We start from the raw sequence: 11,923 nt of genomic DNA on the forward strand, positions 1-11,923 counted from the left end.
ACCAAGGCGCGCAGCGCCAGACAAGATCCCCCACCATGGCTGTCAGTGTTTTTGATATTTTCAAGATTGGCATAGGCCCGAGCAGCTCGCACACCGTGGGCCCGATGCGGGCGGCCCACCTGTTCACCGAGCGCCTGGCGCATCAGGGCCTGCTGGCCTCCTGCGCGCGCGTGGAGGTCAAGCTCTACGGCTCGCTGGGCTCGACCGGCAAAGGCCACGGCACCGACAAGGCCGTGCTGCTGGGGCTGCAGGGGCATGACCCGGAAAACGTCGATGTGGAAGCCATTCCGGCGATGCTGGAGGCGATTCGCAGCACGGGCCAGCTGCAGCTGGGGGGCCGGCACGCGGTGGCCTTCCGGGAGAAAGATCACCTGGCGTTTTACCGCCGCGAGACCCTGCCCTTTCACCCCAACGGCATGCGTTGCGTCGCGTACGACGCCGCAGGGGAGGAGCTGCTCAATCGCTGCTACTACTCGGTGGGTGGCGGCTTTGTGGTCAGCGATGAAGTCGCGGCCGACGGCAGCAAGCAGAAGGTGCTGGCACCCGATGTCACCGTGCTGCCCTACCCTTTCCACAGCGGCGACGAGCTGATGCAGCAATGCAAAAGCGCCGGCATCTCGATTGCCGAACTCATGCGCCGCAATGAACGCCATTGGCGCAGCGATGCCGAGATCGACGCCGGCCTGCACAGGATCTGGGACGTGATGCAGGCCTGCGTGGAACGCGGCTGCCGCACCCAGGGCGTCTTGCCCGGCGGCTTCAAGATCAAGCGCCGCGCCGCCGAGCTGCACCAGCGGCTGCGCTCCAACCCGGAGGCTTCCCTGCGCGACCCGCTGCAGGTGCTGGACTGGGTCAACCTCTATGCCCTGGCGGTGAACGAAGAGAACGCCGCGGGCGGCCGCGTCGTCACGGCGCCCACCAACGGCGCGGCGGGCATTGTGCCGGCCGTGCTGCACTACTACACACGCTTCGTCGCCACGGCCACGCCCGGCGGCGTGATCGACTTCCTGCTGACCGCCGCCGCCATCGGCATGCTGTACAAGGAAAACGCCTCCATCTCGGGTGCCGAAGTGGGTTGCCAGGGCGAAGTCGGCGTGGCCTGCTCCATGGCGGCGGCCGCCTTGTGCGCCGTCATGGGCGGCACACCCGAGCAGGTGGAAAACGCGGCCGAAATCGGCATGGAGCACCACCTGGGGCTGACCTGCGACCCGGTCGGCGGGCTGGTCCAGATCCCCTGCATTGAACGCAACGCCATTGCCTCGGTCAAGGCCATCAAYGCGGCCCGCATGGCCTTGCACGGCGACGGCACCCACCATGTAAGCCTGGACAAGGTCATCAAGACCATGCGCGAAACCGGTGCCGACATGATGACCAAGTACAAGGAGACCGCGCGCGGCGGGCTGGCGGTCAATATTGTTGAATGCTAGTGTTTGAGAAAAGCATGGGTGAACCGTCCATGGCGCCGCGCTCCCGATGGACGGCCCGTGTCGAGTCGCTGGAGACCCGGCTGCGCGTCGGCGTGTACGCGCATGAACACGAGCCCCAGCCCATCCTGGTGAGCCTGCGCATCAGCGGGCTGGCCGAAGCATCCCCTTCTACTTTGGCGCAATGCTTTGACTACGAGCCGATCTGCCGCTGGATGCTCGACGAGTGGCCGCTCAGCGCGCACACGCCCTTGCTCGAAACACGCCTCAACGAGTTGGTGAGCCGTGTATTTGCCGACAGCCGGATCACCGATGTCTGGGTAGGTTTGTACAAAACGCAAGCCATCCCCCAGGCCAGTCGTGTGGGGCTGGAGCGCGACATCACGCGGCTTCAGTTCGAGGAACAGCAGCAGCACCTGCAGGCTATGGCGACCCGGCCTTAGCGTCGCGCGCCTGGTCGAAGCAACAGGCCGCCATAGCGGCCGCGCTTCCCGTTTCACTTTCCCCTTCGCCTTCCTGCTCCGTGCCGCTGTCGCGTTTGGACAAATTCGCGTCCACCCCGCACCACTGCGCCTGCCAAGGCCGCCGAACAATGGGCGCGGGCTCACAAATTTGTAATCTTTTGTGTTCATTGATGGTAGAGCCCGAGGAGTTTTTATGAATCCTATTTCGTACTCTCTGGTGGCTCGCGCAACCTGGACAGCTTGCGCCGTGACCGCCTTGACCACGCTGAACTGCCACGCGCAGACAAGCTTTGCCACCCCCGGGGCGCCCACCGCCAAGGTGATGCGCCTGGCCACGCTGGAATGGCCGCCCTACAACGGCCAGCTGCTGCCGCAGGACGGGCTCTCGACCCGGGTTGCCACCGTGGTGGCAAAGAGCGCCGGCTACCGCTTGATGAGCGCCTCCTCGGATTGGGCCACCACCGTGGAAAGGGGCGAGAAAGATCCCAATTACGAGGGCTACTTTCCCGTCTACTTCAACACCAAGCGGGAGCAAGCTTGCCACCTGTCCCAATCCATAGGCACCAGCCTGCTGGGCGTGGCGACATTAAAAGGCGCGCCCATCACCTGGAACACCATCTCTGACCTTGAACCCTACAAGCTCGGTGTGGTGGAAGGCTATGTCAACGGCGAAGCCTTCGACAACGCCATCAAGGAAAAACGCCAGGTCGTCGAGGCCGGCGCCAGCGATGCGCAAAACGTGAAGAAGCTCAGAGAAGGCAAGATACGCGGCATCGTCATCGACAAAAACGTGCTGAACTACACCCTGTCACGCCTGGGCGGCGCAGAGCAGGTGGTGTTCAACCCCAGGCCCATCGCGCAGCTGACACTGCATGTCTGCTTCAAGCGCAGCCCCGCGGGTCTGGAGATGCGCGATGCGTTTGATGCGGCGCTCAAGAAGCTGGACCCGGCGCTGTTGGAAGCGGAGTACTTTCGGACTTTTCCGTTGATACGGTAGGTGGCGCTGGTCCCGGCTATTGGCTCTCAATCCGCGTGGAATTAAGCAACGTGTCCAGCCGGGCGGCCCGCTGGGTCAGCTGCTGGAGCGTTGCGCTGAAATCGCCGCCGTCCTGGGGGCTGCCCATCGCCTTGGTCAGCGCCTGGAACAATGACAGGTCCGCCACGGGCCGCAGCTGGTAGTTCGACGAAGCCTTGAACGCCGACAGGTCATACATATTCTTCAGCGTGGCCCTTTCGGCCTCGTCGCGGCCGTAGGCCAGGAAGAATTTTCTGATGCGTTGCTGCGTGGCCGCCGGCAGGTCCTTGCGGTACAGGATCGGATCGTTGGGAATCAGTGGGGACTCCCAGATCACTTTCACGCGCGCCATCTTGTCGGGGAACTCCACCTGGTAGCGCAGCATGTCCGCGGTGTTGTTGGTCGCCAGGTCGACCTGCCCGCCGGCTACCGCGAGAAAATTGTCGCGGTGGCTGGTGCGGTTGATCTTCTTGAAGTGTTTCTCAGGATCGATCTTGTTCTTGGCGAACACATAGTAGTTGGGCGCCAGGAAACCCGAGATGGACTCCTTGTTGCCGGCGCCCAGCGTGTAGCTGCCCGGTCGGCTGATCACCTCCGCCAGGGTCTGGGGCGCGCCGTCCTTGCGGGCCAGCAAGACCGAGCTGTAGCCGCGCGTGCCATCCAGCCCGACCATCTGCGCGAACACCAGCGCCTGGTCGGCTTCCACCAGTTCGATCGCCAGCTTGTTGTTGACCCAGGCCACCTGCACTTGCCCACTCTTCAGGGCACCGGAAATTTCGGCGAAGTCTTTCGAAGCCAGAACCTGCACCGGCCGCTGCATCTCTTTGGCCAGCGCGTCGGTGAAAGGCTTCCAGTTCTCCACCATCTTCTCCACGGTATCGCCCGTGACAATGAGCCCCAACGTCAAAGGCGCCGGGCTGTTGGCCGCGTGAACGGGGAACAGCCCCATCCCGACCACGAAGGTCATGCACAAGGCCGCGCACAGGGCGCGCCGGACCCGGGAGGGCATCCCGGGGCAGAGACGATCAGGCTTCATTGAACACCTCCTGGCGGATGGGATGGATGAGGAGACTTACTTGTTTCCGGCGGGCAGCGRATGAATGTCTTCCGGCTTGACGACGATCCAGTTCTTGTCGGCCGTGACGGGCAGGCCCAGCTCCTTCTGGCGCGCCGCGTTCTTGGTCCACATGTCGGTGATCTGCGTCATGTATTTGGCTTTGCGATTGACCCAGATGCGCACGCCGCCACGGTCGATGTCCGTCCCATGGAACAGCATGTAGCCGTCGCTGGTCGGTGTGTCGCCGGCCACCAGGATGGGTTTTTTCCACTGGTCGATGTAGGTCAGGATGGCCGCGTACTTGCCCGCCATCCAGGTGTTCGGCGTCCACAGGTAAGGATGCATTTGCAGATCCATGTTTTTGGCGGGATCGTATTTGCCTTTCTGGATCTGCAGGCGGGACGAGGTGAGTTCCTGGGTTTTTCGGTCTTTCAGCATGGTCGCCACGCCGATCACGTTTTGCGGCTTGACGTTGTAGCCGTACCGGGGGTCGGATGCCACCATGCGCACCAGTTCTTCATGCGCGGCGGTCATGATGTAGACCTCGATGCCGTTTTCCATCAGGTGATTCATCAGCTCGCGCTGGCCCTGGTAGATGCGCGGCGGCTGGATGTCGATGGTCTTGACCGTGTCGCCTTCATAGTAGGTCGCCGGAATCGGTTTGCCGTAGGCCATCAATTCATCAACGAAGCCTTTCAACTCCTTGAGCGTGTAGCCCGAGAAAATCTGCGCCACCCAGGGGTAGCAAACCATGTCGTCGATTTCGCACAGCCGGTAGTAATAGCTGTTCAGGCTTTCCTTGTTGCCGTTGACATCCTTGAACGGGATCAGCTTGAGCGAAGGGTCCATGTTCTCGCGCGTCAGCAAGCCCTTCATTTCCATGTAGGGCAACAGGGACTCTTCCAGGTCGAAGTTGTAGCTCGTGTTGTCCATATCGAACACGGCGTACTCCCCTTTGTTCGCATGCGTCTTGACCAGCGCATTGAGTTTGGCCGCGGCATCGGCGGGCCAGTGTTTCAATTCGACGGCTGAACAGCCGAGGGCGACACCGGCAAGCAACAAGCCGGACAACAGCTTTTTAACCATATTCATACCAACCTCCAGAGTTTTTTTGATGAGACTTCCGCAAACTTTTCAACAGCTTCGCGATAACGTTCCGATAACTCCCCGATAACTTTCTTTTTCAGCGGCGAGGCGATCAAAGCCCCAGGTGTTTTTTGACCGCCGCCAGCCCATCCTTGCCGTCAAAGGTGCTGACATCGGCCAGCCACTTCTTGAGCACATCCGGGTTTTTCTTCAACCAATCGCGGGCCGCGTCATTGGGCTTGACCTTGTTGGTGATGGGCACCATCACCTGGTTTTCCAGGTCGGTCGTGAATTGCAGGTTGCCGATCAGCCTGGCCGCGTTCGGGCAGCGCGTCTGGTAGTCGGTGGCGGTCGCGGTGTACACCTTGGCCTCGCCGAAGTTCGGGCCGAACACGCTGTCGCCGCCCTCCAGGTATTTCATCTTCAGCTGCACGTTCATCGGGTGCGGCTCCCAGCCCAGGAACACGGCCCATTTTTTCAGGCGCGACGCGCGCTGCATTTCGGCCAGCATGCCGGCTTCGCTCGACTCGACCATCTTGAAATCTTTCAGGCCGAATTCGTTCTTGTCGATCATGCGCTGGATCAGAAGGTTGCCGTCGTTGCCGGCTTCGATGCCGTAGATCTTTCCGTCGAGCTCTTTGCGGAATTTCGCGATATCGGCAAAGGTCTTCAAGCCGCCTTCAAAGGCGGTGCTGTTGACGGCCAGCGTGTATTTGGCGCCGACCAGGTTGGGCTGGTCCAGCACCTTGATCTGGCCCGCCTTGACGAAGGGCTCGATCATGGGCGTCATGCTCGGATTCCAGTAGCCCAGGAAAACGTCGAGCTGCTTGCTCTTGATGCCTGCGAAGGTGATCGGCACCGAAGCCAGCGTCGTCTTCGGCTGGTAACCCAGGCCCTCCAGGACCACCGATGCCAGCCCGGTGGTGGCGGCGATGTCGCTCCAGCCCACATCGCCAAAACGCACCGTGCGGCAGCTTTCCGCCTCTTTGGCGCCGGCGGGCGATTTGCTTTGCGCGCTTGCGGGGCCGGCGCAAAAGGTGAGGGCAAGAACCGCAAGCGAGCCGAGTATGTGCAGAGACCTCATGTCACGTTTTCCTGGTTGGATAGCGCATTTACAGGGACTGAAACAGGCCTGCCCGCCGCATGCTTTTCTTGCCGTTCCCGCCGCAAGGCGAGTGGTGCATGCCGGTAAGCAGTGCTCTTCCGTTGACGAACTATAGGTTTAGGAAAACGGCCGATATTGACGTAATACGACTAACATATGTCGTATTACGTCAACCGGCCAACAGCTGCCCCAAATACCTTATAGGCTGTTCATCAACGCATGGCGGGTCTCTATGAGGGAAGAAAACCGGGAGCGCATGTCGCCCAAAACCACACCTGCGGCGCGCAAGATCGGCTTGCTGCTGATTCCGCAGTTTTCCAACCTGGGCCTGGCGCTGGTGATGGAACCGCTGGTGCTGGCCAACTGGCTGATGCAGCGCACACTGTTCGAATGGACCACGCTGTCGGTCGACGGTGACCCGGTGGTCGGGACGCACGGCATGCAGGTTCCGGTCGATGCGGAGTTGTCCGATGACATGGAGTTCTCCGCGGTTTTTGTGATCGCCAGCTTCGAGGCCAAGAAGTATGCGAAGAACCGCAAGATCAAAAACTGGCTGAGGCGGCAGGCGGCATTCGGCGCGGAACTCGCGGGCATAGAGACCGGCGCCGAAATCCTGGCGGCGGCCGGCTTGCTCGATGGCTATAGCGCGGCGACTCATTGGGACAACCTGGAGGGCTTCCAGGAGCTGTACCCCAACGTCAACGCGAAGGACCAGTTTTACACGATAGAAAGGCGTCGCCTGACCTGCGCGGGCGCCACGTCAACGCTGGACATGATGCTGCAATGGCTGGGCGAGCGCGAAGGCGCCGACCTGGCGCACGAGGTTTCGCAGCACATGCAGTACACGCAGGTTCGCTACCCGACGGACTCCCTGCTGAGCAGCGCCAACAAGCGCCCCGGCGAGGGCAGCAGGCACGTCCAGGCGGCGATCAACCTCATGCAGGAAACCGTGGGCGACCCCGTGTCCTGCGACGATATCGCCGCCAGGGTCGGGCTGTCGCGGCGCCAGCTGGAACGCCTGTTCCAGCACTACACGTCGATGCCGCCCCTGAAGTACTACATCAACCTGCGGCTGGCGCGCGCGCACAAGCTGCTGCAGCAAACCGACCTGAGCGTGGCGCAGGTGGGGGTCGGCGCCGGCTATTCGTCGCTGGAGCATTTCTCGCGCGTCTACCGGGACAAGTTCGGCTGCCCGCCCAGGGCGGACCGGCTGCAGTCCGTGCAGGCGCCGGTGATGCGGCGGGCCGTTTCACCGGCGCGCAAATAACTTTTCCGCCCTTGCCGGGCCTTCGACGGTCCGGAAATTTGCGCCATCGCGTGGTCGTAATACATCAAGAGCGCCGGGCACCCTGAACCTATAGTGAGCCGTCAAGGCAATCGGAGGCCATCGAAGGCCATCCACGATTGCACGGCAAAACATCGGAACAAGGTGAGCTCGTGACAACCCAGACACTACGCAACTACATAGGCGGCGCTTACCACGCCAGCACCGCCTCGGAAACACTGGCCAACCTGAATCCCGCCACGGGCGAAGTGTTGTGCCGGGTCGAACTGGCGCTGGCGCCGGAAGTCGAGCGCGCGATCGAGGCGGCACAGGCCGGGCTGGCCACATGGTCGGCAATGACCGGCGCGGAGCGCGGCCGCATCCTGTACCGGGCGGCGCAACTGCTGCGCGCGCGCAACCGCGAACTGGCCGAACTGGAAGTCGCGGATTGCGGCAAGCCGATCCAGGAAGCCGAAGTGGTCGATGTCGCCAGCGGCGCCGATTGCATCGAGTACTTTGCCGGCCTGGCGCCGACGATTCACGGCCACCATTACGGGCTCAAGAACGCTTTTGCGTACACGCGGCGCGAACCACTCGGTATTTGCGTCGGCATAGGCGCCTGGAACTATCCCCTGCAGATCGCCTGCTGGAAATCAGCGCCGGCCCTGGCCTGCGGCAATGCCATGATTTTCAAGCCTTCCGAACTGACGCCGCGCAGCGCCGCCAAGCTCGCGGAGATTTACACCGAGGCCGGTGTGCCGGACGGCGTGTTCAATGTGTTGCAGGGCGATGCCCGCACCGGCCAATTGCTGGTGGCGCACCCGGCGGTGGCCAAGGTGTCGCTCACGGGTTCGGTCGGCACCGGCAAGGCCATCATGGCCGAAGCCGCCAAAACCCTGAAGCGCTCAACCATGGAGCTGGGCGGCAAATCGGCGCTGCTGGTGTTCCCCGATGCCGACCTGAAGCAGGCGGTGTCCGCCGCGATGCTCGGCAATTTTTATACGCAGGGCGAGGTCTGCACCAACTGCACGCGCGTCTTTGTGCATGAAGACATCCACGAGGCGTTTCTGGAGCAGCTTGAGGCGCGTACCCGGAAACTGCGCATCGGCGACCCCATGGATCCGGCGACGCAGGTCGGCGCGCTGATTTCACGCCCGCACATGCAGCGCGTGCTCGGCTACATCGACAAAGGCGTGGCCGAAGGCGCGCGGCTGGTGGCCGGGGGCAAGCAGCTCAAGACCGGCAAACTGGCCGAGGGAAATTTTGTTGAACCGACCATTTTTGCGGAGTGCCGCGACGACATGAGCATCGTGCGCGAAGAGATCTTCGGGCCTGTGATGTCGGTGCTTAGCTTCAGTGACGAAGCGGAAGCAGTGAAGCGTGCCAACGACACGCGCTTCGGCTTGGCGGCCGGTGTGTTCACCGGCGACCTGGCGCGAGGACACCGGGTGGCGGCGCAACTGCAGGCGGGCGTGTGCTGGATCAACAACTACAACATCACGCCCATCGAGATGCCGTTCGGCGGTATCCGTGAATCGGGCATCGGCCATGAAAACAGCATGGTGACGATTGACTATTACACGCAGCTGAAGAGCGTGTACGTCGAACTGGGCGCAGTGGCTTGCCCTTATGAATAGGACTTCGCGGCAAGCCGACTCCCGATCAGGAACTCCGGAATTCACATGAGACAAGAACAATACGACTACATCATCGTCGGCGCCGGCTCAGCTGGCTGCGTCCTGGCCAACCGCCTGGGCGAGGACGAAGGCGCGCGCGTCCTGCTGCTGGAAGCCGGCCCGGCGGACCACAGCATCTTCATCCACATGCCGTCGGCCTTCGCTTATCCGCTGGCCAACGACAAGTACAACTGGTTCTACGACACCGAGCCGGAACCTTTCATGAACAATCGCCGGATGCACTGCCCGCGCGGCCGCGTGCTCGGCGGCTCGTCGTCGATCAACGGCATGGTCTACATCCGCGGGCATGCGTTCGACTATGACGCCTGGGCCGGCATGCCCGGACTGGAGCACTGGTCTTACGCACACTGCCTGCCCTACTTCAAGAAATCCGAAACCCGGCTGAAAGGCGGCGACGCCTATCGCGGCAAGGACGGCCCCTTGTATGTCTCCACCGCGGCCTGCAAGAACCCGCTGTACCGCGCGTTCATCGAGGCGGGGCAGCAGGCCGGCTACCCCTACACCCACGACATGAACGGCTACCAGCAGGAAGGCCTCGGCCCCATGGACATGACGGTCTACAAGGGCCGCCGCTGGAGCACCGCGCAGGCCTACCTGCGCCCGGCGGCCAGGCGCGGCAACCTGCGTGTGGTGACACGCGCGCGCGTCACGCGGGTCCTGTTCGAGGGCACGCGCGCGACCGGTGTCGAATACGCGCGGGGTTCGCAACTGCATCAGGCCCATGCGTCGCGTGAGGTGATTCTGTCCGGCGGCGCGATCAATTCGCCGCAGCTGCTGATGCTGTCCGGGATCGGCAAGGCGGAGGAACTGCGCGCCCTGGGCATCCAGCCGCGGGTCGATCTGCCGGGTGTCGGCCAGAATCTGCAGGACCATCTCGAGGTCTACGTGCAGTACGCCAGCAAGCAGCCGATTACCCTGTACAGCGCGATGAACCCGCTGGCCAAACTGAAAATCGGTGTGCAATGGCTGTTCGCCGGAAAAGGCCTGGGCGCGACCAATCATTTCGAATCCGGCGGCTTTATCCGCAGCGCGGCGGGGGTGGCACACCCGGACCTGCAATACCATTTTCTGCCCATGGCCGTCAGCTATGACGGCAGCGCACCGGCCACGCAGCACGGCTTTCAGGCGCACGTCGGGCCGATGCGCGCGACCAGCCGCGGCCACATCACGCTGCGCTCGGCCGACCCCAAAGCGCATCCGCGCATCCTGTTCAACTACATGCAGACCGAGCAGGACCGCAAGGAAATGCGCGCGGGTGTGCGCCTGACGCGCGAGATATTTTCCCAAGCGGCCTTCGAGCCTTTCCGCAATGGCGAAATCTCGCCGGGTGCCAAGGTCCAGACCGATGCCGAGATCGACGCCTTCATCCGCGACAAGGCCGAAAGCGCCTTTCATCCGTCCTGCAGTTGCCGCATGGGGACCGACCCCATGGCGGTGGTGGACGGCGCCGGCCGCGTGCACGGCGTCCAGAACCTGCGCGTGGTGGACGCCTCCATCATGCCCAATGTCGTCAGCGGCAACCTGAATGCACCGACCATCATGATCGCGGAAAAAATCGCGGACTTGATCCGGGGCAAGTCACCGTTGCCGGCGCAGGCGGCGCCGGTCTATGTGGCGGCAAACCACGCAACCCACCAGCGTTAACCACGCCGCCCTCCCCCCAAGTTCATCGCCAGGCGAGCCAGCACTCGCGTAATATGGAAAAGGCAAAAATCCCCGCACCCCAAAAGCCATTCCATGAACCCACTGTCCCAACCCGGCGTGCTGGCCACCCTCCTCGCCGCAACCCTGTTCGGCGCGGGCACGCCGCTGGCCAAGCTTTTGCTGGCGCAGGCCAGCCCCTGGCTGCTGGCGGCTTTGCTTTACCTGGGTTCAGGCATCGGCTTGTTTTTGCTGCGGCGGCTGCGCCGGTCAGCGCCTGTGCGCATGCCTCGCGCGGAATGGAAATGGCTGGCCGGCGCCGTGCTTGCGGGCGGCATGCTGGGTCCGGTCTTGCTGATGGTGGGGCTTTCGGGCATGCCGGCTTCGGGCGCTTCGCTGCTGCTGAATGCGGAGGGCGTGTTGACGGCCCTGATTGCCTGGTTTGTTTTTCGCGAGAATTTTGACCGCCGCATCGCGCTGGGCATGCTGGCCATTGTGGCGGGCGGTGTGATTCTTTCCTGGCCCGGTGAGGCGCGCTTTGGCGAGTTGTGGCCGGCCCTGGCCGTGGTGGGCGCCTGCCTGGCCTGGGGCGTGGACAACAACCTGACCCGCAAGGTGTCCTTGTCCGACGCTTCGTTTATCGCCATGGTCAAGGGCCTGGTGGCCGGCGCCACCAACCTGGTGCTGGCGCTGTCCCTCGGCGCCGCGTGGCCCGCGCTACCTGTTGTGCTGGCAGCGGCGCTGCTGGGTTTTGCGAGCTATGGCGCGAGCCTGGCGCTGTTTGTGCTCGGCTTGCGCCACCTTGGGACAGCGCGCACGGGCGCGTATTTTTCGATCGCGCCGTTTGTGGGTGCGGCCCTGGCGATTGCCGTCCTTGGCGAGCCCGTCACGCTACCCTTGCTGATCGCGGCGGCGCTGATGGCCTGGGGCGTCTGGCTGCACCTGACCGAGAGCCACCAGCATTCACACACCCATGAACCGCTGGAGCACAGCCACGAACATGCGCACGGCCTGGGTGACGAGCACCACGAGCATGCGCACGAAACGCACGGCACGACGGTGGCGCCCGGCACGCGCCACACGCATGCGCACAAGCACCTGCCTATCTCCCACAGCCATGCGCATTTCCCGGATGCCCACCACCGGCATTCGCATTAACGGCCTTCAGGG

General features: G+C 63.0%; 10 protein-coding genes. 7 read left to right on the top strand and 3 right to left on the bottom strand.

Features of this window, described 5'->3' with window-relative positions; genetic code table 11:
* The first annotated feature begins 35 nt into the window (after positions 1-35).
* The 3 genes from AC1DXS_RS05480 (at position 36) to AC1DXS_RS05490 (ending at position 2,885) form a co-directional block, all read left to right on the top strand.
* A complete protein-coding gene (locus AC1DXS_RS05480; RefSeq protein WP_477736543.1) occupies positions 36-1,427 on the top strand; it encodes an L-serine ammonia-lyase in 1,392 nt (463 codons plus the stop codon).
* Between the two features lie 14 nt (positions 1,428-1,441).
* On the top strand, positions 1,442-1,867 hold the full coding sequence (locus AC1DXS_RS05485) for a dihydroneopterin aldolase (RefSeq protein ID WP_477736544.1): 426 nt from the start codon (positions 1,442-1,444) through the stop codon (positions 1,865-1,867).
* A 214-nt stretch (positions 1,868-2,081) separates the two neighbouring features.
* Complete coding sequence (locus AC1DXS_RS05490; protein ID WP_477736545.1) at positions 2,082-2,885, top strand: substrate-binding periplasmic protein; 804 nt, start codon at positions 2,082-2,084, stop codon at positions 2,883-2,885.
* Positions 2,886-2,901: 16 nt separating this feature from the next.
* Here the strand turns inward: AC1DXS_RS05490 and phnD are convergent, their stop codons facing one another.
* The 3 genes from phnD to AC1DXS_RS05505 form a co-directional block, all read right to left on the bottom strand.
* Positions 2,902-3,939, bottom strand: coding sequence for a phosphate/phosphite/phosphonate ABC transporter substrate-binding protein (gene phnD, locus AC1DXS_RS05495; protein WP_477736546.1), 1,038 nt, complete (start codon positions 3,937-3,939; stop codon positions 2,902-2,904).
* 36 nt (positions 3,940-3,975) lie between these two features.
* Positions 3,976-5,052 (bottom strand): HAD family hydrolase, encoded by a 1,077-nt coding sequence (locus tag AC1DXS_RS05500; RefSeq protein ID WP_477736547.1) that lies wholly within the window; start codon positions 5,050-5,052, stop codon positions 3,976-3,978.
* A gap of 106 nt (positions 5,053-5,158) precedes the next feature.
* Positions 5,159-6,130, bottom strand: a complete 972-nt coding sequence (locus AC1DXS_RS05505) for a choline ABC transporter substrate-binding protein (RefSeq protein ID WP_477736548.1) — start codon at positions 6,128-6,130, stop codon at positions 5,159-5,161.
* A 277-nt stretch (positions 6,131-6,407) separates the two neighbouring features.
* On the opposite strand from AC1DXS_RS05505, the gene AC1DXS_RS05510 reads away from it, so the two are divergent.
* The 4 genes from AC1DXS_RS05510 to AC1DXS_RS05525 all read left to right on the top strand — a co-directional run bounded on the left by AC1DXS_RS05510 (position 6,408) and on the right by AC1DXS_RS05525 (position 11,911).
* Positions 6,408-7,418, top strand: coding sequence for a GlxA family transcriptional regulator (locus tag AC1DXS_RS05510; RefSeq protein ID WP_477736549.1), 1,011 nt, complete (start codon positions 6,408-6,410; stop codon positions 7,416-7,418).
* 170 nt (positions 7,419-7,588) lie between these two features.
* Positions 7,589-9,052 (top strand): betaine-aldehyde dehydrogenase, encoded by a 1,464-nt coding sequence (gene betB, locus AC1DXS_RS05515; protein ID WP_477736550.1) that lies wholly within the window; start codon positions 7,589-7,591, stop codon positions 9,050-9,052.
* 45 nt (positions 9,053-9,097) lie between these two features.
* Entirely contained in the window at positions 9,098-10,756 is a 1,659-nt protein-coding gene (betA, locus tag AC1DXS_RS05520) for a choline dehydrogenase (RefSeq protein ID WP_477736551.1), read from the top strand.
* 93 nt (positions 10,757-10,849) lie between these two features.
* Positions 10,850-11,911: a DMT family transporter gene (locus AC1DXS_RS05525; protein WP_477736552.1), complete on the top strand. Its 1,062-nt coding sequence runs from the start codon at positions 10,850-10,852 to the stop codon at positions 11,909-11,911.
* Positions 11,912-11,923: the final 12 nt, after the last annotated feature.

This window comes from Polaromonas sp. P3_B1 (assembly GCF_056402935.1).